The organism is Vibrio sp. THAF190c, from assembly GCF_009363355.1.
Taxonomy (GTDB): Bacteria; Pseudomonadota; Gammaproteobacteria; order Enterobacterales; family Vibrionaceae; genus Vibrio; species Vibrio fortis_A.
The window spans coordinates 1,111,065-1,136,139 of the sequence record NZ_CP045339.1 but is presented as its reverse complement, the minus strand read 5'-3'; the positions used below and the strand labels follow the sequence as shown (position 1 = coordinate 1,136,139).

20 protein-coding genes are annotated in these 25,075 nt (G+C 44.3%); 13 read left to right on the top strand and 7 right to left on the bottom strand.

Features of this window, described 5'->3' with window-relative positions:
- The first annotated feature begins 117 nt into the window (after positions 1 to 117).
- The 4 genes from FIV04_RS20130 to FIV04_RS20115 all read left to right on the top strand — a co-directional run bounded on the left by FIV04_RS20130 (position 118) and on the right by FIV04_RS20115 (position 5,896).
- Positions 118 to 675, top strand: a complete 558-nt coding sequence (locus tag FIV04_RS20130) for a hypothetical protein (protein WP_152470274.1) — start codon at positions 118 to 120, stop codon at positions 673 to 675.
- 74 nt (positions 676 to 749) lie between these two features.
- Positions 750 to 2,696: a bifunctional diguanylate cyclase/phosphodiesterase gene (locus tag FIV04_RS20125; protein ID WP_152470273.1), complete on the top strand. Its 1,947-nt coding sequence runs from the start codon at positions 750 to 752 to the stop codon at positions 2,694 to 2,696.
- A gap of 246 nt (positions 2,697 to 2,942) precedes the next feature.
- Complete coding sequence (locus FIV04_RS20120; RefSeq protein ID WP_152470272.1) at positions 2,943 to 3,425, top strand: type II secretion system protein; 483 nt, start codon at positions 2,943 to 2,945, stop codon at positions 3,423 to 3,425.
- A gap of 728 nt (positions 3,426 to 4,153) precedes the next feature.
- Positions 4,154 to 5,896, top strand: coding sequence for an EAL domain-containing protein (locus tag FIV04_RS20115; RefSeq protein WP_152470271.1), 1,743 nt, complete (start codon positions 4,154 to 4,156; stop codon positions 5,894 to 5,896).
- A 12-nt stretch (positions 5,897 to 5,908) separates the two neighbouring features.
- On the opposite strand, the gene FIV04_RS20110 is transcribed toward FIV04_RS20115, so the two are convergent.
- Positions 5,909 to 8,431: an EAL domain-containing protein gene (locus tag FIV04_RS20110; RefSeq protein ID WP_152470270.1), complete on the bottom strand. Its 2,523-nt coding sequence runs from the start codon at positions 8,429 to 8,431 to the stop codon at positions 5,909 to 5,911.
- A gap of 166 nt (positions 8,432 to 8,597) precedes the next feature.
- Here FIV04_RS20110 and FIV04_RS20105 point away from each other — a divergent pair, with 166 nt between their 5' ends.
- The 5 genes from FIV04_RS20105 (at position 8,598) to FIV04_RS20085 (ending at position 12,173) form a co-directional block, all read left to right on the top strand.
- Positions 8,598 to 8,969 carry a GntR family transcriptional regulator gene (locus FIV04_RS20105; RefSeq protein ID WP_152470269.1) on the top strand — a complete coding sequence of 124 codons (372 nt, stop codon included), beginning with the start codon at positions 8,598 to 8,600 and terminating at the stop codon, positions 8,967 to 8,969.
- Positions 8,966 to 9,820: an ABC transporter ATP-binding protein gene (locus FIV04_RS20100; RefSeq protein WP_152470268.1), complete on the top strand. Its 855-nt coding sequence runs from the start codon at positions 8,966 to 8,968 to the stop codon at positions 9,818 to 9,820. The genes FIV04_RS20105 and FIV04_RS20100 overlap by 4 nt, the downstream gene beginning before the upstream one ends.
- The gene (locus FIV04_RS20095; RefSeq protein WP_152470267.1) at positions 9,821 to 10,678 is read left to right on the top strand and encodes a hypothetical protein; all 858 of its coding nucleotides are present in this window, start codon (positions 9,821 to 9,823) and stop codon (positions 10,676 to 10,678) included.
- Positions 10,679 to 11,431: 753 nt separating this feature from the next.
- The gene (locus FIV04_RS20090) at positions 11,432 to 11,878 is read left to right on the top strand and encodes a hypothetical protein (RefSeq protein WP_152470266.1); all 447 of its coding nucleotides are present in this window, start codon (positions 11,432 to 11,434) and stop codon (positions 11,876 to 11,878) included.
- Between the two features lie 7 nt (positions 11,879 to 11,885).
- Positions 11,886 to 12,173, top strand: a complete 288-nt coding sequence (locus FIV04_RS20085; protein WP_152470265.1) for a putative quinol monooxygenase — start codon at positions 11,886 to 11,888, stop codon at positions 12,171 to 12,173.
- Positions 12,174 to 12,202: 29 nt separating this feature from the next.
- Here FIV04_RS20085 and FIV04_RS20080 read toward each other — a convergent pair whose 3' ends face one another.
- Positions 12,203 to 12,655: an NUDIX pyrophosphatase gene (locus FIV04_RS20080; RefSeq protein ID WP_152470264.1), complete on the bottom strand. Its 453-nt coding sequence runs from the start codon at positions 12,653 to 12,655 to the stop codon at positions 12,203 to 12,205.
- Positions 12,656 to 13,113: 458 nt separating this feature from the next.
- On the opposite strand from FIV04_RS20080, the gene FIV04_RS20070 reads away from it, so the two are divergent.
- The 3 genes from FIV04_RS20070 to FIV04_RS20060 all read left to right on the top strand — a co-directional run bounded on the left by FIV04_RS20070 (position 13,114) and on the right by FIV04_RS20060 (position 16,563).
- Positions 13,114 to 14,826 carry an RluA family pseudouridine synthase gene (locus tag FIV04_RS20070; RefSeq protein ID WP_152470263.1) on the top strand — a complete coding sequence of 571 codons (1,713 nt, stop codon included), beginning with the start codon at positions 13,114 to 13,116 and terminating at the stop codon, positions 14,824 to 14,826.
- Positions 14,827 to 15,040: 214 nt separating this feature from the next.
- Positions 15,041 to 15,430: a hypothetical protein gene (locus tag FIV04_RS20065; protein WP_152470262.1), complete on the top strand. Its 390-nt coding sequence runs from the start codon at positions 15,041 to 15,043 to the stop codon at positions 15,428 to 15,430.
- 119 nt (positions 15,431 to 15,549) lie between these two features.
- Positions 15,550 to 16,563: an alpha/beta fold hydrolase gene (locus tag FIV04_RS20060; protein WP_152470261.1), complete on the top strand. Its 1,014-nt coding sequence runs from the start codon at positions 15,550 to 15,552 to the stop codon at positions 16,561 to 16,563.
- Between the two features lie 20 nt (positions 16,564 to 16,583).
- On the opposite strand, the gene FIV04_RS20055 is transcribed toward FIV04_RS20060, so the two are convergent.
- The 4 genes from FIV04_RS20055 to FIV04_RS20040 all read right to left on the bottom strand — a co-directional run bounded on the left by FIV04_RS20055 (position 16,584) and on the right by FIV04_RS20040 (position 21,022).
- Positions 16,584 to 17,654 (bottom strand): AraC family transcriptional regulator, encoded by a 1,071-nt coding sequence (locus FIV04_RS20055; RefSeq protein ID WP_152470260.1) that lies wholly within the window; start codon positions 17,652 to 17,654, stop codon positions 16,584 to 16,586.
- 138 nt (positions 17,655 to 17,792) lie between these two features.
- Positions 17,793 to 19,169, bottom strand: coding sequence for a Na+/H+ antiporter NhaC family protein (locus tag FIV04_RS20050; RefSeq protein WP_152470259.1), 1,377 nt, complete (start codon positions 19,167 to 19,169; stop codon positions 17,793 to 17,795).
- Between the two features lie 99 nt (positions 19,170 to 19,268).
- On the bottom strand, positions 19,269 to 19,772 hold the full coding sequence (locus FIV04_RS20045) for a DUF6515 family protein (protein WP_152470258.1): 504 nt from the start codon (positions 19,770 to 19,772) through the stop codon (positions 19,269 to 19,271).
- Between the two features lie 197 nt (positions 19,773 to 19,969).
- On the bottom strand, positions 19,970 to 21,022 hold the full coding sequence (locus FIV04_RS20040; RefSeq protein WP_152470257.1) for an MBL fold metallo-hydrolase: 1,053 nt from the start codon (positions 21,020 to 21,022) through the stop codon (positions 19,970 to 19,972).
- A 317-nt stretch (positions 21,023 to 21,339) separates the two neighbouring features.
- On the opposite strand from FIV04_RS20040, the gene FIV04_RS20035 reads away from it, so the two are divergent.
- The gene (locus FIV04_RS20035; protein WP_301339527.1) at positions 21,340 to 23,238 is read left to right on the top strand and encodes a methyl-accepting chemotaxis protein; all 1,899 of its coding nucleotides are present in this window, start codon (positions 21,340 to 21,342) and stop codon (positions 23,236 to 23,238) included.
- Here the strand turns inward: FIV04_RS20035 and FIV04_RS20030 are convergent, their stop codons facing one another.
- Complete coding sequence (locus tag FIV04_RS20030; RefSeq protein WP_152470256.1) at positions 23,239 to 24,996, bottom strand: SgrR family transcriptional regulator; 1,758 nt, start codon at positions 24,994 to 24,996, stop codon at positions 23,239 to 23,241.
- Positions 24,997 to 25,075: the final 79 nt, after the last annotated feature.

Sequence of the window (25,075 nt, the reverse complement as noted above, 5' to 3'; positions counted from 1 at the left end):
CTTGGCAGTGGAATCAACCTCACAACTCGATTCGCCCTATGTTTTTAATCTCATTGATTGAGTAGTATTGGCGCCAGTTACCTATTCACCAAAACCATAAATGGAATGATATTTCCTATGAACAAAAAATACTTTGCTGCGTTGCTTGTTACTAGCTCACTCTCTCTCGGTTCAGCGATGGCTGCACAAACGGATGAGACAGCTCAAATGGTTGAGAAACAAGTGTTATCTTGGATGAACGTAGAGGTTGTAAAGCAGAGCAGCATTATTCAGAAGATGGTTTTTGACTGCCAGTTTTACAGTGCAACGCCGGTACTCAAATCACCGGATGGCAGCGAAAGCAGTTTTGGACGTTATCAATTTTACTCCCATGACGGTGTGTTGGGCTCAATGACCGAACCTTACACCACACAACCTCTCCCTGAGTTACAACTGTGTATCAAAAGCGGCTTCCAGGTGACTAACCAAGACCAGGCTCAACTTCTGTTTGAAGCGATCGAAACCGTTTATCCAAACGATTCCATGTTCGACCAAAACTACGCGAAAGAGATCATTAAAAAAGAGAAGGAATGGCACCTTATTGATGGAGAGATTTTTGATGACAAGAAGGGCTACGTTATCAAGGTCAATGACAAGGGCCACGTTACCAAAGTGATTCGTTCACTAAACCTATAAAGCAGTACTGAACCCGTGTAGCAATCCCATACGATTGCTACAGCCACTTCACTTCATCCATTAAGCCTTGATATATGCAAAGTTATTTACCATTCGAGCATCTAAAATGCCCTATTTGGGTGTACGACATTGACAATAAATTGATCGTTTGGGCGAATAGCAGCGCACTGCCACTTTGGGAAGCCGATTCAATTCAAGAGCTCACTTCACGCGATCTTGGAAAAGAGATGTCTGAGGCTATTGAGGCAACACTCGAAGAGTACCAACGACAATTCCATCTCAATCAGACCATCAAAACCTGGTGGAACTTTACTCCCAAGCACATCGCTAAACGGGCACTATGTCAATTTTCAGGAATTCCTCTGCCAGATGGACGCACTGGTATGCTGGTTCAGGTAGTGGCTGAAGAAAACAGCTTAAAGCATGACTTGGCTTGCTCAGACGGGTCGAACCTTTCTTTATTGTTCGATAAAACCGGCGAGATATTAAGTGTTAATACGGCTTTCTACCAAAGCTATGGCAAACCATTTACTCAGTTGATCGACTTTCTCGGAGACGAGGAGACTGTCGACCTATGGCTTTTCTCCGCCATGCGTGGGCAAGAGATCCTAGAAGAAGTGAGTTGTCAGATTGGCGATAAAACCCATTACTTTGATGTACAAGGTAAATGGTTGTTCGACAAGAATCAGCTGCTACTCAATCTAACCTGTATCACACGCCAAAAAGAGCGTCTGTTATTAGCCAAATACAACGCTGAGCATGATTGCCTGACAGAACTCCATAACCGCCGAGGTATCACAAACCTATTGCAGACGAGTATTGAATACCGCTCCCCATTTGAATTGATGTTTGTCGACCTAGACGGCTTTAAGCTAGTTAACGACACCTATGGGCACAATGTTGGTGACCAACTCCTTAAACAAGTAGGGATAAGACTAAAAGAGTTGGTTGATGATACGTGTATGATTGGCCGCTTTGGTGGTGACGAGTTCATCGTCATTGCTCACACTTGTCGAAATCAAAATATCCCACTACTTTGTTCTCGTATCATCAACGCGCTTAACAAGAGCTTTCACATCGCGGGTATCGGTTCCCTATCGGTCGGATGTAGTATTGGTACGGCACACTTTCCCGACAACGCCATGGATCAAGAGTCATTACTTAAACAGGCTGGAATGGCAATGCACATGGCAAAGGCGAATGGCCGAAATCGCTTCCAAACCTTCACTCCAGATCTTGCCAAAGCACTACATCGAAAGGTCAATATTCGACATCGACTTGCAGGAGCAATCGAGAACGACGATTTAAAACTGCATTACCAGCCGATCATTCACAGTGATAGCAATAAAATAAAAGGCTTTGAGGCGTTACTTCGTTGGAAAGACCATAAACTGGGAGAAATCGCTCCGCGAGAATTTATCAGCTTAGCCGAAGAGACGGGTCAAATCGTTCCGCTTGGGCGGTGGGTATTGAATGCAGCTCTTAAACAACTGGCGACGTGGCACAAAAAGTACGGCCCTGAGCTCACTTTGAGCATCAATATTTCTGGCAAACAGATCCATTCAGCATTTGCCGACCAACTGTCTGCAATGCTCAAGTTCTATCAGCTACCTGCAAACAAAGTCGCACTTGAGATCACCGAGTCTTCGATGATCTTCAAACATGGAGAAGTCGAACAAGCGCTTTACGACATTGCGGCCCTTGGGGTCGAGTTACACCTCGATGACTTTGGTACTGGCTACTCCTCTCTGTCGATGTTGCATGATTTGCCCATCAGTACCGTAAAGCTAGATAAGAGTTTTGTTCACGGCTCACATCAAGGAAGCAAAGCCATTGTAAAAGCGACACATGCCATTTGTGAGAAGCTAGAGCTCAAAGTGGTGGCGGAGGGTGTGGAAACAGAAAGCCAAAAACAGTTTCTTATGAATTGCGGCTATCAATACTTTCAGGGATTTCTATTTAGCAAACCAATTCACCCAGATGAAGTCGAAGAGTACTTTTTAAGTCCGACTTACCATTAATGATTTAATCAACAATATCAGATAGTTAACAAAACCACTCGCTTACACGGGCTTACATTGTACAAGCTTACAAGCCAGTTGATTAACTTACTGTTTTTATTACTTTTTGTTGGCATGAAGGGAGGCTTCATCATCCAGCTCTTCATCAGGTATCTATTCTGTCTATGCCGCTTGGTTTAACCTCGGACTTTAAAGGGGCTTTCGTACATTAAAGCCAGTTCTGCTACCACATCATACAGAGATACTATGCCTAAAAAATCCGGTTTCACTGTCCTCGAACTTATCGTCTGTTTGGTCATCATCTCAGTCATCGCAACAACAGCTATGGTGAGGTTTATGGAGATCCAAGCAGATGCTCGTGCTAACAAAATCCATGACATTGCAGCTAACCTACGTAATGGCATTGACGTTATCTATGCGAAATCTGTTCTTGCAGGTGTAGAAAAAGAGTGTAATTACACAATCAAAACAGAAGTAGAATCCTATTTTGTTTGTCATGGGTACCCAATTGCTTATATGGATTCATTACGAAGGTTAATGAATATCGACTCTAGCGAGTTAAAAGTGATCAATAAAGATAATTTCCCAGGAAAGCCTGAAGAAGAGAGGCGTGCCGCCATTACTTTTCATATGTATGAACACACTTATGAACCCCAAGGTAATTATTGCCAAGTACTCTACCAACCAGAGGAAGAGCCTCAAGTCGTTGTTTTAGATAGCGCTTGTTAAACTTTGACTAGACAACAATTGATGATGGCACGTAATAATATTAATTGATTTAATCCTATGATGTGCCATCAATCCTCTAGCATAATTAGTTCATTGTCGATTAGCATTCAGTGCCAATATTAATCCTTAAAAATACCAAACACTTCGACTCATATCCAAAACTGGATGTAAATTTATAACCAAGTCATAATGTATTCATAACCATAACGATGATTATTAGTAGATACAAAACTATGTATCTTTATATTCTATTTTCGTTAAATATTTAGGTATTCTCCACTACCTAATTTTTAGACGTGTATTAATAAGCGTTTTATTTATAGATTATATTATTACTCGTGCAACCTAGCAGTCGCTAAACTCAGCCATCACCTATATAACACACCAAACCAATAAACATTTATTATATTAGCAACCACTAAACAAGAAGCAACTAACTGGGACAAAATTACCCACATTTTGCCAATATCAATTGGATAAATACCAAAACAAATGGATTTATCCCCTTTCTAACTTGTAAAACTTCTTGATTGATTTATAAATTCCACTTTTGAATGAACATCTCGAGAATCCCTCATTGCCGCCCAAATTCTGCGATTAATATCAAAGTATTGAGAGAAATGGTGACGTTTTGTCGACGTTATTTACAGAGAAGTATGGGCTAAATGAGTAGGAACAATTGATTATTAACACAATAATTATAACAACTATCATTTAGGAGTTAAGCTATGCACTGTTCTCTGAATATATATAGCGAAAGGGAAATATTACAGCTAATTTATAACGAAGAAAAAATATATATCAAAAAAAGCAACTGCAAGATATCTGAGGAAACGCTAAATAGTAAAGAGAGCTTTGTAATAAAGTACTTAATTGATAATTCTTCAATATCAAATCCAAAGTCAGCAAGAGAGGTTGAAGAATCATTCAAATCAAATTTTAATGAAGAGTTTAGCCTCTATGCGCTAAAAAACACCATTGCATCAGTAAGAAAGAAATATCGTAACCTGTTAAAAAAGGCAGGTATCGATTCTCAAAGCGAACTCATTTCTAACCTTTATAAAGTGGGATATTTTATTGACCTTGATAAAGCTCCCATTAATCAAGAACAATCAAGGCTAGATATCAACCAATTCAAACCTAGTTATATCACCGTGCTAAAAATGTTGGCTCGCACCTATTATAAAGAGTGGTTTAAAGGCACTGTTATCGTTCTCTCTGCGTCATCGTTAATCTTGTTCGTTGTCTACTTTTTCCAAATCCTTTACACAACCAAGATTGCCGATCAGTTTAGTGAAAACACTAAGATTGTGACCGAAGAGCTCAAGAATTATGGGTGCAACAACGATGATGCCGTCTATGCGTTGAGACACTCACTCAATCTCGATTCAGCGGTGATGACAACCCCTGATGGCTCCTGCTACATATCAACGACTCGCTCTAAATCAGTGAACCCTGATAACATCGGCGAGTTTTATGACAGCTTAGATTTTACCTATTCAGGGTTTACCTATCCCAAAGAGAACATATTCCTCACGGTACGTATTCCAAAGCGATCGATTGAAGCACGATACCGAAACTCATTAATGCCACTGTTCGTCGATTCAGTATCCATTCAAAAGCATGGCAATATTATCCTTCACAACAATGAGAACCATCCACCTCTTTACGACCACTCGCTCGCAACGGGCGCAACCATTAGCTTCTATAGCCATAACATCACTTGGATTTGGTTAACGCTGACGCTCTTGTTTACGGTGTTGCTTTACCATCGATACATTGTAGGCGTGGTTGTATACATGTTGCGTTGGAGAAGGATCTCATTCGAGGAAGAGCCCATCATAAACACTGAGGATAATAGCGTCCTTTATTACGAGCTCCTCTCTAGAGTACGTGATGTTGGCGTTTTGGATTTCATCAACGCAATGCGCCGCTCAAATCTACTGACCTTTCACACGATTCTAATGATTGAGGCAGTTAGAGTCGCGAAGAGCAACAATAGTCATGACAAATATGGCGTGAACATTTGTCCAAGTACGTTAGTAGGCGCTAACTTCGATAAAATTGAGCCCCACTTAGCAGCCATGGAAGCCAACGAATTTGTCGCTGAAATCACCGAGTATTCTAACATTGGTTATGGTGGCGAAGTGATAGACAACATCAAGGCGATCAAAAAGCTCGGGATCACTATTGCGTTAGATGACTTCGGAACAGGAAACAACAATATCGAGATCATCAGTGCAATCTCACCAACCTATCTCAAGCTGGATCGCTGTTTTGTAAAAGACATTGAGTCTGGGGAGTACCATCAAGGTGTGTTACTTAACATCTCAGAGATCGGGCGTCTCTCCAAAATGACGATGATTTACGAAGGTGTTGAGACGCGGAGGCAGCAATACATCCTGTGTCAACTCGGCTATAACTTGCATCAAGGTTACCTATACAGCCGGCCTCAACGTGCTGCCGATTAGCCTTGCGAATTGCTACACATAAGCTTCAGCGTGCTCACTATCATAGTGAGTACGCTCAGCTATGTTAGGAAAATAAGTCGCAATTAAACCTGCTACAGAGAGTGGCTTATCGAAATAAAATCCCTGTAACAGATCGCATTCATACTGCTGAAGTTTCGTCATTTGCTCATCAGTCTCAACCCCTTCAGCAACGACTTTCATCTGGCATGAATTGCCAATATCGATAATTGCTCTAACCAAAGTTGCGCTGTGTTGACTGGTATTCAGTTTACGGATGAAGGAACGGTCTATTTTAATCTCACTGACTGGTAACGAATTAAGATAATTTAGGGAAGAGAAGCCCGTACCAAAATCGTCCAGAGAAATACCAAAACCAATGTCTCTAAGCTGTCTCAGTACAGGCTCCACGACATGCAGATCTTTAATCAAGATATTCTCCGTGATCTCCAGTGTCACGCGACTGGCACAAAGCCCGGTTTCATTCACTAAGTGCTTAACTCGGTCTGCGAACCCACTATCGAGAATCTGTTTAGGAGAAACGTTAACAGAAACACCGATCGCGTCTCTTCCATTTGGCATAAACGTGAGTGTGTCCTCACACGCCTGTTTTAGAACATATTCTCCCAACTCTTGAATCAAACCAAGACGTTCAGCAGCGGGAATAAAGTCCATTGGTGATACAAACCCAAGTTCTGCGTTGTTCCAACGACACAGCGCTTCGATGCCTTTGACTTTTTGAGTTTGGGAATCAACTTGAGGCTGATACACCACACTTATCTCTCGGTTATCTAACGCGAGCTTAAGCTGCTCCTCTACTTGAAAGTCATAGATGACCTTTTTGTTGATGGCCTCGTCATAGAATACCGATTCACCTTTTCGACTCTCTTTGGCTTTGTAGAGCACGATATCTGCTTTGGTTAGCAATTCATCCACTTCAAGTCCGTCATAGGGGTACATGGCGACACCTGCAGAACACTGGGTCGTCACAGAAACGCCGTGCAGATTAAACGCTTTATCAAACACGCTCTGTATCTGTTTCACTTTTGCTTGAGCTTGTGCCAGCTTATCGAGCTCTGGAAGGCAGAAAACAAACTCATCTCCACCAAATCGAGATACGATGTCGTATTCATCGAGACACAACTCAAAGCGCTCGCTGATCTGCTTGAGGAGTTCATCACCGTAGCCATGCCCGTATTGATCATTGATACGCTTGAAGTCATCGAGATCAACGAACACCACCGCAACTAACTTGCCCTGGAGTTTGGACTTAGCGATTGCCCGATTCACTTGTCGCTCCAACTCAGTGCGGTTTGGTAATGCGGTCAAAGAATCGTGCCTCGCCATATGCTGCAGTCGACGCCGGCTGTTTTTCAGTCGATTGAAATCTTCCGCGATGCGCTGTTCCATCTGCTTGAAGCGCAGTGAAATTTTGCGACTCACCAAAGCACTCAAGAAGATACATGCCAACGTTGCCAGTACACTGAACACCAATACCAAACCGAACTCGTTTCTCGATTCAATCAATAGCTCTTCTTTTCGTTTCTCAATCGACGTTTGGACTTTATTAAGATAAATACCGGTACCTATGATCCAATCCCAACCGTCAATTCGCTTAACAAAGCTGGTTTTAGGCCCAAGTACCCCATCACTGTCTTTGGTGATGTAATCAACAAAGCCACCTGACGCAGGCTGACTCAAAACTTGGTTTTTAAAGCTCTCACCAATCTCTTGGTATAGATTCTGTCCACTACCGACTTGTATCTGATTGTGACGCAGCAGTGTGTCTCCGTTCTCCTCGAATACGAACAGATAGCCATTGTCACCGATGGTCACATTGGAAAGAATATCCAAAATGCGTTGGTAACTGGTTGCTTTAACTTGATCTAAATAAACCCCTGTCCCAAAGAACCAGCCATAAGGCTCAAATCGGCGAATATGACTCAGTTTTTCAAACTCTTCATCACCATATCCAGGTCGATTAAATTTATAGCGCATATATGCACTGGAGTTCTCTCTCATCAAGGCCACTTGCTCAGCGACCACATACTGCCCTTCACCGTTACTGACATTGAGCCTGTTAGTACTTTCAAATTCAGGCATAAGAGGGTGAACAAGAGCCGTCCCTCGCATGTCATAGACGTAGATGTAGCTCTGCTTGTTCGCAAAGCTCATGCGTCGTATCTCATTGAGAATCATCACCTTGAGCTCAGGATTAGAGAGATGCTGATTCGATGAGTAGATATTCTGAGCGACCGTATAAGCACGATCGATGCGCCTTTTTAACGCTTTCATCGATTCAGCTTCGGCCACGTGTTGCGTCTTCTCTATCTGTTGTGACACTTGCTTAACTTGAGCTTCAATCAATCGTTTCTGCGCAGCTATGTAATCCATACGCACTAAATCCACCAATGCTCGAACCTTATGATCGACACCAGTCATCATGATCAAGTTAAGTATTATCGCAGAAGAGATAATGACCACGATCGGCAAATACTTGGTAAACCAAACCAGCTTTTTGTCATTGATGTGCAGCATTCAGAGACTTACAAAGTTATTAGTACGAGATACCATATAGTCTCATTGTTTTTACTGAACATCCACCCCTAAAAATAAAAAATAGATATGATTTATAAAAAACAGTTGATTATTTTGATAACAAGTTTAGTGTTATACACATGTATATCACCATGCAGAAAGCGATATGACAGATTGGAAAGATGACCAACCTATCTTCCGACAACTGGCTAGCAAAATCACAGAGCAGATCATGCAGGGAGTATGGAGAGATCAACAAGCACTACCGTCAGTAAGAACGATAGCGGCCGATCTCAAAATCAACCACCTTACTGTGATGAAGAGCTATCAGTTATTGGTGGACGACGGATTAGTCGAAAAGAGACGCGGACAAGGAATGTTTGTCGCACTGGGAGCGGAGGCAAAATTAAAGCAGAACGCATACAGCGACTTTGTCGCCCACACAGTGCCCAAGATTGCAAACACACTAAAGAATATAGACATGAGCATCGATGAGCTTGTCTCTTTGTTAGAACAACACACAAAGGAAAAGTCATGAAGACATTACTTTCCGCTAAGAACGTCACCAAACGCTATGCCAATAACACTGGGATAGAAGAAATTAGTTTTGAGCTCAAAGCCGGACAAGTCTTAGGACTGTTGGGCCACAACGGTGCTGGTAAGTCGACCTTAATCAAATCGCTGCTCGGCGGACACCGCTACCAAGGTGAGATTGAGATCAATGGTTGCCACCCTATCGAACAGCATGCCGAGCTGATGCAGCACCTCTCTTACATCTCTGATGTTAACGTGCTCCCAGAATGGATGAGCGTTAAACAGTTACTCAAGTACACTGCTGGCGTTCACCCAAGCTTCGATCGTTCACGCGCCGAGCGACTGCTGAGTAGCACCGACATCAAACTCACATCTAAGATCAAACAGCTGTCTAAAGGAATGAAGGTACAACTTCACCTTTCTATCATTATCGCCACCGACACTAAGGTGCTGATCCTCGATGAACCGACACTAGGGCTTGATCTTATCTATCGAGATACCTTCTACCGCCATCTACTAGAGTGGTTCCATGATGGTGAGCGAGCCCTAATTATTGCCAGTCACGAAGTCTCTGAGATTGAACACCTGCTGACCGATGTATTGATCATTAAGCAGGGCAAACCTGTTCTGTACAAAAGTATGGAACAAGTTGAGAGCGACTACTTCATTCTTGATGCGTCAAATGAACACAGCTCAACCATTGCACAATTCAAGCCTCTTAGCTCGCAAGCTAGCCTTGGTAGCACCAAGTGGCTTCTAGAGAGCCAATACAAACCTCAAACTGAAGAGTTTGGCAAAAGATTCAATGTCGGTTTATCAGACCTTTTCCTTGCAACACAGAAGGAGGCTATTTAAATGCACCCTAGCGTTTACATGATCGAAAAAGAGCTCATCGAACATAAGGTGATCATTCGCCTCCCTTTGTTCATTGCTCTTTGTGGCTTAGTGCTTGGCGTAGGCTTAATGTTCAATAACCAAGCTCAACATAATTTCTTCTTTCAAATGGAGGTCAGCGGCGATATTAGCGAAATCCATCAAGAGATCGCGCGCGACCTTAACTCTCTGATCTTCGCTATTGCAGGAACAGTGTCTCTGCTCTTAACAACACTGTTTCTACCTAAAACACTGCGAAAAGAGCGCCAAGAAGGCAGTTCGATGTTTTGGCGTAGCATGCCTGTATCAAACCACCTGACTCATGCAGTAAAACTCGCTGTAGGTTTGGTCATTATTCCGCTGATTTGTGCCCTATTGGTCTTGTTTACTGATGTAATGCTGTGGTTGATTCAAACATTCAGTGATAAACAGTTAGCGCTCTTGGTCGAACAGCAATCTATCTTCTATGTACTGACTAACTGGCTAGCTTTCCTAGCAAGAATGCTATTGGTGTCGATTGTTCTACTGCCCTTAGCTATGGTCGCATTAGCGATTTCACAAATCGTAAACTCGCCATTACTGGTTATGTTTATTGGTAGCTATGCAATCAAGTGGTTGTCACTGAGCCTATTTGCTAGCGATTGGATCAGCAAGTTCTTAGCGCTCGTTGCCTCCCTACCGATCTATGTGTTGTTTGAGCCGAACCCGTTCCGCGCGATCGTAGAAGCACCGGCACTATCCTTGGTAGTTTATGTTGCAATCGGGATTATCGCGTACCTAACCAGCGTTAGACTGAACAGGACGGAAGATGTGACGTGGAGAAATCTCTTTCAACGCTAAATCGTCTTTAACCGATAACGTAGAGCCTCTGAAATTCAGGGGCTTTTTCTTGCTTACGATTAAACTGATAGGTTCGGTTAATTAGACCTTTAGGATGGGTAAGTAAGATGATCGTTAAGGGAGATAATTGAGCTGGCAGTGTTGAATCTTTATTGAGATTTACCAGCTCTGGGTTGGTTATGTGCTTAGGTCACGAGTCGCCTATCTGCGCACAAGGGGGAAATGCCAATAAGGCTAATTTAAGCTGTCATTAACAAGCTTATTTTTTTGAAGCTTCTTTCGCTGTGTCTTTCCAGTACTGAATACGAACGCGATGAAGCTGTGCTCTTCTCATTTTTTTCATAAGGGTTATATCCTTTCCGTTTGACTGCTCTTCATGAGCCTTTTTATTTGCCAACTATTCGAATCTAACTGTGTTTCATGGCCAGATCAACGATACACATCACAAAATATAAAGAGTAGCGAGTACCTGTTGCACCAAAACATGACATTGTTATCAACTATAGCTCAGTTCATTCCTTTGAGCTAAGTTTCATATCTAACACTAAATTCGCTGAGTGACAAATATATTTCAAACTCAATACGATTTAATGAAACCAGAATTGACCTTGATCTCCTTTTTGTTCCGAATTCGCAAGGCAAGTCGCATAACTCAGCTATATCATTGCTATGTAAGGGATTTATCGGCTTAATCACCTATCAACATCAAATTTAGTAAGTTTCCTAAGTTTTCGAATACCCTAGGATCTGCCGATGAAAAAGCCTCTATTGTTAACCTCAACCGCTGGTTTTATTCTATTTGTCGTTGTAGGACAGCAAGTAGGTTGGTTCAAATCCGGAAATTCAGAGTCCTTCCCGAAGTTCCCAGAGACACCAAGTTACAGCGTCACTAATAACTTCGACGGAGAATGGGCTGGCAGACGAATAAACACCACCAACAACAACCTTTGCGAGCGCACTACCATCACTGGTCGTATTGAGAATGGCAAAGCCACATTGCGCCTCACCTACAATGGCACTTCACTTAAAGGCTGGGTTGCCGAAGATACGCACATACTCACCTTGTACGCTAATAACAAGCAATGGGACTATCGCTTTTCAGGAAAAGTCTCTGCTGATAAGGTGACAGGTGATTGGTATCTCACTAACGGCCCGTGTCGAGGCCATTGGTATTTAGAACGCGTAACAGGGAAGAGTTAAGTGAATTATGTCTAAGATCGTTTTAACAGGGCACATTGAGGTTCCACCGGAAGACCTTGAAGCCGTGCTCACTGCACTACCAATTCATAAAGCTCTGACTCACCAAGAACCAGGCTGCTTGGTCTTCAAGGTCACTCAAGATCCACATATCCCAAATAGATTCAGTGTTTACGAAGAGTTTGTTGATCAACAAGCTTTTGACACACACCAACAACGCGTTAAAAGCTCTGGTTGGGGAAAAATCACTCACGGGGTTGAACGCCACTATCAAATCATTGGTAGCAGCTCATCGTGAGTGGGGTTGAGGTAAGTACTTTTTGATATTTAAGCTAACTTAACGCGATACAGCGGATTAGGCGCTTTGTTAACGAAATACTCCCAGATATGATCATAGACTGCATGTTGATTTGGGAATGGCGCTAACTCTTTCGCTTCTTCCAGCGTGCACCAACGAAACTCTGTATGTTCTTCATTCAACTGCACATTTTGATTTGGTGGACATACTACAGCGAATACCGGAATCAGCTCGATAACGTTAACATGGTGCTCATAGAACTGCTCTAAGAACTGAGCGTTATACAAAGCTTGTACGTCAATTTCTGTCTCTTCTTTGAACTCGCGTACAATCGCCTGCCAGCCCTTCTCACCGCTCTCAATAGAACCTGCCACATGACACCAAAAGCCCCCCTTCACGCGCTTCATTAATAGCATTTTCATCTGGCCATCGATTTCAGAAAGGGCCACACCGGAAACAATCGAAGTATTTAGCGGAATCATAAGCTTACCTGTTCATATAAAACGCAGCAGCATATCACGTTCATTCCAACTTGTGACTAGGGCGTGTTGATCTTTCGAGCTGATTTTTGCAGCGAGTTGCTGGGTATTTCTACAAGGCAGAGGTTTTGATGTGTAGCTAGCCTACATGAAAAGCCGATAACGCAGTAGAAATGACCAGCAAACGTTGCCCAAAGGGTTCGGCTAAAAGCGTTTTACTCTTTGTTGAGGAGGATTTGCTTAGAATGATTAGGCTACTTCCCCCTCGCCGCGATTAAAACGCTTTTATCTCGAACAAAACTTAACCACGAAAGGTCAACACGCCCTACTTAAACAGCCACAGCAACAAAAATAACAGTGTTCTCATTGAACAAGTTTGAGGCGTGTATCGATAAGGAGTAGAATCTGCCGCCTAACATCGAACTCCCTGCGATTTCATCCATTAGATAAAAAGACACGCTATGCACTCATCGACTTCTTCGCACGCTTCAGAATTTCTACATACACCTGAAAACTGCTTTACCCGATTCAACCAATCGATTGAGTCATACACGCTTCCAGAACGTTTTACGTTTCCTTTTTACTACGAGCCCCACCCTCTTTGTGAGCTGGCCTCTGAGCAGCTCCAGGCTCATCTAGAAACACAGACCGATTGGCACCACGATTTCGGTCTAGAATCGGAAGAAGGCCGTGGCAAAATGTTTGGGGTACTTATCGTTCGCAGCCCACAAGGTGAAATCGGCTACTTTTCTGCATTCTCTGGCAAGATCGCTGACCAAAATCTATTGCCTCACTTCGTACCACCTGTATTTGATATGTTGAACAGCGAGAGTTTCTTCCATCAAGATACAGCCGACATGATGGCGGTGAATGCAAAGTACAAAGCACTGAAATCAGATGAGACCTACTTAGTACTGTGTGAGCAAATGGCGCAAAACAAAGCGCAAGCGGAACAAGAGAACGAAGCCCAGCGCCAACAGGTCATCGAAGGTCGTAAGATCCGTAAACAACAGCGCGAACAAGGTAAGCTAGAGCTTGATGAAACCGAATTTGAACAGCTAAGTGTTGAACTTGGTAAAGCGAGTGTTGCAGACAAGAACCAACAGAAGCACCTTAAGCTCGCTTGGGAAAAACGTCTGGCTGAATTGCAATCGAAAATTGATGTCTATACCGAGCAACTGGATCAACTAAAAGAGCAACGCGCAACTATCTCTCATCAGCTGCAGCATAAGCTTTTCGCTCAATACGCGTTTCTAAATGCTGAAGGAAAAACGGAAGATCTAAACCATATCTTCGCGCCATTGACTAACCCTGTACCACCAGCGGGCTCTGGGGAGTGTGCCGCGCCTAAGATGCTGCAATACGCCTACTTGCACGGATATACACCATTGGCTATGGCCGAGTTTTGGTGGGGTCGCTCACCGAAATCAGAGGTGCGTAAACACAAGAAATACTACGCGTCTTGTCAAAGCAAATGTGTACCGATCTTGGGTCACATGATGAAAGGGCTAGAAGTCGATCCAAATCCGTTACTCGAGAACCCAGCAGAGGGCAAAGAGCTAGATATTCTATTTCAAGATGAACACATCGTTGTGGTGCACAAGCCATCTGGATTCTTGTCAGTACCGGGGAAAACCATTAAAGACTCCGCCTATACTCGCGTGCAGGAAATGCATCCTGATGTTGAAGGACCTTTCGTTATTCACCGATTAGACATGGCAACGTCAGGAATATTGGTCTTTGCGTTAACTCGTCGAGCAAATAAGAGCTTACAGAAGCAGTTCATTACTCGCGAAGTTGAGAAGCGTTACGTCGCTCTGATTGAAGGCAATCTAGAACAAGATGAAGGCTACATCCGTTTGCCGTTGCGCGGTGACCTTTATGACCGTCCACGTCAGATCGTCTGCTATGAGCATGGCAAGCCTGCAGAAACCAAATGGGAAGTGATTGAGCGTCGTGATGGCAAAACCAAGGTTTATCTCCATCCGAAAACAGGCCGTACTCATCAGTTGAGAGTGCACTGTTCTCATGAGGAAGGATTGAATATGCCGATCGTCGGAGATGTTCTTTATGGGCATAAGGCGGACAGACTTCACCTTCACGCTGAGAAGCTGTGTTTGAGTCACCCAATTACCAATGAATGGATGACGTTCCAATTCGATGCCGAATTCTAAGGGCTATCTCGAGTAAGTTGCGATCGCTTGCTTCACTACTCTAAACAAGGAGTCACAACACCGTGACTCCTTTTTTCGAGCCTCCCATTAACCTTTTCTCCTCTGTTTTATCTACCCCTTTGGGATATATCGCTAAGCTTATTGCACTACATCAAGATTCGTTTTTTCATTATCCGTAGCATGCCCACCTTCTTCTTTCCCAGAGGCCTTTGATATGCCATCAACTGCTTTGAATTTGCACCCAAATACACCGACGCCCTCTTTGATCACCGCGCGAGCACCGACAAACGCAAAGCCAATAAAGACCAAGAAACCGGACCTCAATTCGGCCATGTTGAATTTGATTGAAGAAGTGAAAAACGAACTCCCTTTGTATGAGCCAGAAACATTTATCTGCGGGCCAAAAGGGAATTGCACGGGTTGTTCTAAGAAATTACTCGAAATGGTCGACATGGAGATAATGTACTGGGAGCACAAAATTTCAATGGGACAAGGGCCCAACTTCGAAGAACTGCGTCGTTTTGGCAAGTTGTGTAGTAGCGTAAGACGTGGCTTGGAGAGAAACGGATTGGTAGAGAAGCGCCCAAAAAGAAGACAAGCATAGCCTAATCGCCAAATTCTGTAATCAAACACAATTTAGGGCGTCCTCGATCGTGTTTGAGGTCGCGTGATACCTAGCCTCACCGCATATTAACTCCAATCACCTCAATTGGAGTTAATACCATGAAATGGACACATTTACTGTTCACATCCCTACTTTTCCTTTGCAATTCAGCCGTCGCGTTTGATGTCGGATTCACTCAAGTCACCTTAACTGACGACCCTAATCGCCCGCTAAACACTGCCATTTGGTATCCGACACAAGATGTATCAGACACAACCTTGATTGGCGATAACCCCGCCTTCATTGGCACGCAAGTCATTAAGGATGGGGAAATTCAATCAGGCACTTTTCCTTTGGTGCTGTTATCACACGGCTATCGAGGAAATTGGCGGAACCAAAACTGGTTGGCGACCAAACTTGCGAGTCGTGGCTACATCGTGGCGGCCGTTGATCATCCGGGAACCACTTCTTTCGACCAATCCCCAAAACAAGCAGCGAAATGGTGGGAAAGACCTCGAGATGTATCACGTATTCTGGACTACGTGTTATCCGAAACCCCGTGGAAGCAATCAGCTAACGTCGACAATATTACCGCAATCGGGCATTCATTAGGTGGTTGGACCGTGATGCAATTGGCGGGAGCGAAAATAGATAGAGCAACTTTTGAGGCCAATTGTCAGGCATACCCCAACCCACGAACTTGTGGGCTTGCGGAAGAACTAGGGCTAGACAAAATACAGGATAAGGAGCCAAGCAAAAAAGACCTTTCAGACCCTCGTATTCAACGTGTCGTTAGCCTTGATTTAGGGCTTGCGCGTAGCTTCTCAATCGGAAGCTTAAAAGACATCAAAGTGCCAACCTTGATACTGGCAGCTGGGGTCGACATTGGAGATCTTCCTCAAGCATTAGAGTCTGGCTACATTGCTGAGCACATTCCTCTGAATGTAAGACGGTACAAAGTCTACGAAAAAGCGACCCATTTTAGTTTCATTCAAGGCTGTAAACCCGGTGCCATACCACTACTGAATGAAGAAGTGCCAGGCGATGGCATTATTTGTAAAGATGGCGTTGGGACATCACGCGACCAGTTACATCAACTGTTCTTCAATGACATCGCTCGCTTTCTAAATTGATAAACAAAAAGCAAACACACTCAATCGAACACTTGTGGTGAACTTCGAAACTCACTCGGAGTTTGCCCAGTTATCCTAGAAAACTCCCTATTAAAATTAGACTTGGTCTGAAAACCTGAGTTTAGGAAGATCTCAGTTATCGCGTCATCAGTTTGTCTAAGAAGAGTCTTAGCATGCTCAATTCGATAAGCGTTAATCACCTTTGAGATGTTCTGTTGGTGAGTTTGATTAACCGCAGACGATATCTTGCGAGCAGGAATGCCTAACTTTCGTGCCAAGCGATTGAGAGACAGATCAGGATCCTTGAATACTTGGTGATCTCTCATTAATGCATCGAACTTAGCGATAATCTGCGCGGTTTCTTCAGCTTGGTCGTCATTTATACAACTCACTGATGTGGTTGATGTATCAACCTCTTCAGAAATGCGTTGTGACATGGAAGTTGAGGTCTGAGCGCGCTTGTTATTTGCTTCAGCAGGTGTACTTATGCTAACCACCATCACGGCGGCAACAACGGCTGGAATAAGAACAAGGTAACTAATCGATAAGATCAGATTGGTGTGCTGCGCATTCAACAGCAAGATGTCGTAAGAAAGCGCACTATCAACCAAAGCCGAGAATAGCAGCATTACACCTGCAACTCGTTCAGCAACCAACACTTTCGGTACATCGGTTAACCGAACTTGTTCTGGCACGCACAACGACGACTTCAACAGCAAACTGCCATATCCGGTGTAGAGCAAGATCAACAATACATCAAGAGTTCCCGTCCAGACATACTCATAAAAGAGTGAGCCAACTAAAACAGCAACTGGGCCTAGCCAATGCAAATGTGTACTAGATTGACTTCGATGAGCTCCCGCAAAACAGAGCCAAGCTGCCACGGGAACACTCGCACCAAGAATAGGTTGCAAGAAGCGAAACAGCGCAATGTCTACCGTCCATCGCAGTCCCACCACCGTCACCATTAACGCGCACAGAATGATAAACCAAAATGGCTTTTGACTGGTTTGTGGGTAACGGTATCGAAGCAACACGCCTGTCATCAATAACAACAGGGCTGCGACAAATGGTAAGGGAATGGCGAGCATCAAAATTCCAGTGTTAATAACAAATTACGAAGTTTTGACCACGACTAGATGGCGTTGACAACTTAATCTCATGGTAATCCATTCACCATATGTAATAAAGGCTCCATCAAGGAGCCTTCGTTTGAATTCAATTGTCACTTAATTTGAGTAACTGCCATTAGATTGAGCAGCTTGGCGCGCCGGATGTTTGATAAGCACAGCAATCACCGCCACGATAGCCAAAGCAAAACAGTAAAAAGAGTGCGATACGATCTCTAGTGGCGAAAGGTTAAAAACAGACCCCAGCAGTAAAACCTGAGCGCCATATGGCAGAACACCCTGAATCACACATGAGAAAATATCCAACAAGCTCGCCGCACGACGAGGTGAAACGTCATTCTCTTCCGCCAATTGGCGAGCGACACTGCCCGATACAATGATTGCCACTGTGTTGTTTGCAGTACACGAATTCACCATTGAAACCAAGCCGGCAATGCCCAGCTCACTAGCACGCCCATTCGCTTGCTTTGAGTGTTTAGAGCCAAAGGCACGAATCACACTGCTCACTAGGTTAGTTAGGTAAGCCAAACCACCCTGACGACGCATCAGCTCACTTAGGCCACCAATCAGCATCGACAACAAGAAGATCTCTTGCATGTTACCAAAGCCTGAATAGATATCTTGTGCGTAGTCAGTCAAGCTGTAGCTATCGACACCCACTAGGCTCACACAGCCTGCTAACAGGATACCGATGGTCAACACCACGAATACATTCATCCCAGAGACAGCGAATACCAAAATTGCCATGTAAGGCATTACTTTAAGCCACTCGATATCACCCGTGTCCGGCACTTGCGTTGCTGTGCTGTTCATCGCAAAAATAACGATTGCAATTAACGCTGCGGGTAGAGCGATACGGATGTTTTCTTTGAACTTATCACGCATCTCACAGCCCTGAGAACGCGTCGCCGCGATTGTGGTATCAGAGATAATCGACAAGTTATCGCCGAACATTGCGCCACTCAGTACCACGCCAGCCGTCAGTGGAAGGCTCATTCCAGAAGAGTCGGCAATACCAAGAGCAACTGGCGCAACCGCCGCAATCGTCCCCATTGACGTACCCATCGCAGTTGCAATGAATGCTGAGATCAAAAAGATCCCCGGCAGAATCATACTTGTTGGAATCGCAGATAAGCCAAGGTTAACCGTCGCGTCTACACCACCCGATGCTTTAGCCACCGCTGCGAATGCGCCTGCTAGTAGGTAGATCATACACATAGCGACGATATCTGGGTGTCCTACACCACGCATAAAATGCTCGATGCCTCGGTTGATCTTCTCTTTGCTGATCAGCAAAGCAACCATAATCGCCGGCAGCGTCGCGATAGGCGCTGGCAGCTGATAGAACGCAAAATCAACGCCTTGATAAGAGAGATAACTCCCGACTCCGATGAACAGAGCAAGAAAGATAATGAGCGGGATCAGCGCAACCGCACTCGGAGCGATTTGCGCATTTGAGTGTTTAGAATTAGACATGGAACAAACTACTATAGAACAGGAGGGCGAAGACTAATCCCACCCTTGAGACTTGTCAACGTCTAGACGTCTAAATGTCCAATTTTAAGTAGATTTACGCTATAGCTGGGGCTCAACGATAACAAATTGTTTACTTCCAGCAATCGGAGCATACCAATCACCGCCCTTCACATAAAAGGTCGCGTCATCAATGGTTACGGTTGTAGTACCTGAGGGCAGCTTATCAACCAAGCTACCAACATCCGAGTTTGAGGATGAGGACGTGGTTGTGGTCGTTGTAGTAATCGACGTCGACGATGAAGTCACGGGTGGGTTTTCAATATAAATGTATTGATCGCCACTGCGTTTGTAATAGACATTATCAATCACCGCATAGCTGATGCCAGCCAACACAATATAACTCGTTTGCTTTGGCATTTTGTAATAGTAGTAACTGCGATGTTTCGGCACTTTTTTGATTGGTCGATAAACAGGTTTAACCACCACAATCTTCTTAGACGGCTTGTAAACCGGGTGAGGTTTCGCGGTTGCAGACAAAGGGAAAATAAGACCTGCCGTTACCAGAATTAGGGTTGCGCCTCTTACAGCTTGAGCTTTAAACATAATGATCACCAAGAACTAAATCATCTGTTCATTTTATCAATCCGAATATCAGCCTACGTAAAGCAAACGTAAAGGTGCGTAAAGAGACGCGCTATGACTCTCGATACAAAAAAGCCACCGACTGAGTCCAATCGGTGGCTTAAATACTTAATAATCACTTGCAGCGGTTTTCTTACTGCCCGTCATTTTAGACGCAGTTACAGCTTCCACCACGCTTTGGTTTCTGCCGTCCCCGCTAGTTGTAGACGCTCACCAATGATCGGTGTGGTGATCTCTACACCTCGTTCTTTACTGATAGTAGATGCTTGCTCAAGCGGGTCTTGCCAATCATGCATGGATAAATCAAAGGTACTGTTGTGAATTGGCATCATCACCTTACCTTTTAGGTCGATGTGAGCCTGAACACTCTGCTCTGGGAACATGTGAATATCCGCCCACAGTGAGTTATAAGCACCGGTTTCAATCATAGTGAGATCGAAAGGGCCAAATCGTTCACCGATCTCTTTAAAGCCATTAAAGTAACCAGAGTCACCACTAAAGAAAACTTTCTTATCACTACCCTCTATCACCCAGCTGCCCCAAAGGGTTTGGTCGCGATCGAGTAAACCACGGCCAGAGAAGTGTTGAGTCGGTGTCAAAGTAAAATCGATACCTGCTGCAGTTGCAGACTCCCACCAATTCAGCTCAACGATTTTCTCTTTCTCGACACCCCATTTTTCCAAGATTGCACCTACTCGTAACGGCACGAGGAAAGTTTCCACTTTTTGCGCTAGCGCGGTTACTGCTGCTTTGTCCAAATGGTCATAATGGTCGTGGCTAATCACTACCACATCGACATCAGGCAGTTCCTCGATTGAAATTGGTGTTGGGTGGAAACGCTTTGGCCCCATCCATTTCACTGGAGACGCGCGATCGCTAAAGACTGGGTCCATCATGACCAATTTTCCATCCAGCTTCATCGCAATACTTGAATGACCTAAACGGTAGACAACGTCTTCTTGCTCTTCAACCAGTTGCGCTTTGGTCATCGGCATCAAAGGTAATGCCGTTTTTGGCACCGGTTCTTTGCGCTCTACAGTGACGTAAGCTTTAAGGATAGAGAAGATATCTGACATACCTGATTTATATTCAAGCTCGCTGTTAGCAAACTTCTTAGGCAAGTTATCAAGCTTCTCACTTGAATTTGAATATGCGGTTACAGTCGCTGCCACGGCAAGTACTCCTACAATCGGTAATAGATATTTTTTCATTCAACTCTCAGTTTGTTTTTGCTCTGGGTCGTCGACCCAAAAGTAAACTACACCGATGAGTTTACCTTTAAATCGCCAAAAGTAAACCAATGAGTGTAACTTTATTGGTGTTATTTTCATCAAACAACTAAAATTCAAATTAAATCATATGGTTAAAATTACCACTCAGATCATCTATGTAGTTCAAGGCAGAGGCCTATCTGTATAAATATCGCTCAACTCTCACTTCGAGGATTGATTTATTGACCTAAAGGTCAAGTTTTAATTAACATTTACTTTACAAATGATGAGCCGAGAGTTTTGGAAAGGAGTCTAAATTGAATCTCACTATACGAATGAAAGCGATCTTAGCGACGATCATCGCAGCGCTTTCCATTATCAGCCTGATGGGCATTTACTCGTTTCAATCAAGTCGCTCGATTTTGATCGACAGAACATTCGATAGAGAGCTCCCGGCATTGTTAGGCGAAGTTGGTAATGAAATCAGCCTCAAGTTAGAGACACCAATTCTTGCGTCTAAAATGATGACTCTGTCTCCGTTAATCACCTCTAGGTCTACATCGACAGGAGACCTAAGTAACTATCTCACAACGATCAAAAATGAGTTCAATGCCATCAGTGCGTACTTTGTGTCATTAGAAACGGGGGCGTACCATACTCACAATGGCGTTTTAAAAACAGTGTCGCAAAGCGAAAGTAAAGATCAGTGGTTCTATCAATTTATTCAGTCAAACCAGCCGTTTGAGCTTTCTCTTGATATTGATGGGGCAACGGGCACCCCTACCCTATTTGTTAACTATGCAGTCATTAAAGAGGGCAAACGTGTTGGTGTGGCAGGCATTGGACTAACACTGGAGAGTATTACTCAATTAATCAGTCACTATAGTGTTGGTAAAGGAGGTATTGTTTATCTCGTTGATCAACAGGGGGTGATTAAGGTTCACCCCACTCCAAACTTAGTCGGGACATCACTTGAAGAGTTAGGTGTTAACGCAACACAGTTACTTGCCCAAACAAACACAGTTGTAACCGAAAGTACCATCAACAACAAAGCGCAAATATTAGGTTCGAGAACAATGCCTGGAACAGGATGGACGCTGATCACTCAGATCCCTAAAGCCGATGTTTTAGAAGAGCTTAACGGCTTCAGCCAAACCATCATTTTCATGGCGCTGTTGATTGCGGTTATCTATACCCCTATCGCCGCTTGGGCAACCAACAAATTACTACTTCCTTTCGTCGAGGTTGCCGAGCTTCTTCAACAAATTGGTAAAGGGGGTGGCGATCTTACGCGCCGCTTAGACGATTCACGTCATGATGAAATCGGTCAAATTGCCAGTGGCTACAACCAGTTTGTCGAGTATTTGAGTCACCTACTAACCGATGTATCCAATACTGGCAAACAGATATCAGAATCGATTCAAAGTGTTGACCGGATGGCTCAATCGATGGAGCAAGACCTGAAACAACAAACCAGCCAGATAGAACAAGTCGCGACCGCTATTCATGAGATGGGCGCAAGCTCGGATGAGATCGCACAGAATGCCAATGTTGCAGCCGACAGTGCCACGAGCGCATCCAACGTGATCAACATAGGTCAAGAGTCCGTAACGGTGACTTCCGAAAGCATCGAGCAGATGAATCAACAACTGAGCGATACCACTTCAATCATCAACCAACTCGCTGACGATGCCAACTCAATAGATACCGTGCTTGATGTCATCAATGGAGTATCGGAACAGACTAACCTACTTGCATTGAATGCGGCGATTGAGGCGGCGCGAGCGGGAGAACAAGGTCGAGGCTTTGCAGTGGTTGCTGATGAGGTCAGAACGCTCGCCTCACGCAGCCAAGCTTCTACCGAAGAGATACGCGGGATTATCGACCAGCTCCAACAGCGCACTCAACAAGCCGTGGACGCGATTGAAGCCAGTACTCAGCTAGGTGTGAAGTGCCAAAGCGAAGCCTCAAATTCAGAACAACAGCTGTCGACTATTTCTCTGAGTGTGGATGAGATGAATGCGATGAATATCCAGATAGCTTCAGCAACGGGAGAGCAATCGAATGTGATCAACGAAATATCACCTCATATTTCAGGTATCTCAGAGATTGCTCGCGAGAACGATATGATGGTTGAGAAGACCGCGCAAGAGTGCACTCACTTACGAGATAAAGCGATGCACCTTACCAGTTTGGTCTCTCAATTTAAGTGCTAGCTAATCGACCGACCATACATCCTTAAACTCTGGCCACCCCCAGTTGGTGATGGCTACGTTCTTGAGAATACCTTGGAACCTCACCGTTTGAAGGTGATGGAACAGCGGCAACAGCCAGTAGTCTGTGACCAGGCTAGTCGCAATCGGCTCAAGACGCTCTAGGTAATCTTCCAGCTCGACCGATGCTTTGTGTTGATCGAGCTGCAACTTCAGCCATGCGCTGCTCTGTTGTCCGAGAGCTGAATGCAGAACAGGATCATTCATCAGCCATGAAAATAGAGACGACGGCGCGTTGTCATCGAGATTAAGGTTACACAGAATTAGGTCTTCATTGAGCTGATTCGCCTGAGAACGCTGGGTCAAATCGCGGAAACTATAAGTATTAACCTCAACTTCGACACCTTGAAATCTCAGTAGGTCAGCGATACTCACAGCACAGCGATACAGAGCGTAGTAATCATAAACTGCGATGGTGAGTTTACGTGGCAAAGCACAAGGCGAGTTCGGCATGCGATACACAGGGCTCCAACTAGGTAAAATGTTCTTAGCATGCTGCAAACCGAACATACCGCGATTCAACTCTAACTGTTCGTGTACCAAGCTCGGCTTGAAGCAGTCAGCGAGAAACTTTCTTTGTTCAATGGTCAACATTTGCAGTGATGCATTGTGGTTGAACAACACGAATAAACAGCCATCTTCAACACGACTGTATTGTTCGTCTGTTTCGGTTGCATTCACATCTCGACCAAGCTGATGGAAGCACGAAGCATCCTCCTCTGGGGCCACCTGAATTTCACTCTGGTCGAAGTTAGTGACTTTGGCGAGCTCTTCTTCAAATTGCCAAATCGTCACTTCATCCGTAAGCGAACGCGTACTGAAAAAGTGTTCAAACGCTTTCAACTTAATACGCTCTGCATCATGCTCCGCAATCATAAATGGCCCACTGCCTACGATATTTGGAGCAATCAGCCCTTGCAGTTGCGCTGCGGGTTGAATGGAGTATTTAACACCAGCTAATAAGCCCGCAAAACCAGTGTCCGCTTTGGAGAGCTTAAAGCAAAGACGAAGCGGTTGGTCACTGTAGACTTGTTCAACATGCTCTAGCTCTGATTGATAGAACGAGTGCGCTTTCAGTTGCTCAAACAACAGCACCAGTTGCTCACCATCAATAAGCTGCCCGTTATGGAAGGTTAAACCGGGACGAAGATAGAAGGTCCAAGTTTGCGTCTCCCCGTTATAACCCCAGTGATGCGCTAGCTCGGGTTTGAGTACCCCATCACTGCTGCAACTGACCAAACAGCTGAATACTTGCCTTAGCAAAAAACGTTCACTGCTACGGTGAACATGGTGAGGGAAGAGCGCTTCAAATCGACGCTTATAAGTCAGTTGAACGTGCAGTAACCCTTGACGTAAGGTTGCACCGGATGTCTCTTGCAACAAGGAACCAAACACGGTGCGGTCGTCGTCAAGTACCGTCAGCGCTTTTTCATACTTACCTTCCGCTATCAATTTACTCGCAATATGACGATTAAGCCCTTGCACATCGTAGCGCAGAGTTAGATTAGAACGCTGGTTTCTACCGGCTTTGGGCTCCCACACTACCCATTGCGCCTGATGCATTCGCCCTAGCAAGGTTCGCGCATGTCTAACACTAGTAAACATCAAATCGGCCAATTCAGCCAAGGTGACCGCATGAGGGGTATTGGCATCAAATGAGGTCAGCCTTGCGTAGTAACGCATCATATTTACATCAGACAAAATCAGAACCTTTGTTTCACTCGTTTTCCTAATAAACCCAATTATAGAGCTTTTCAACAATAAATCTGCCACTTAATCC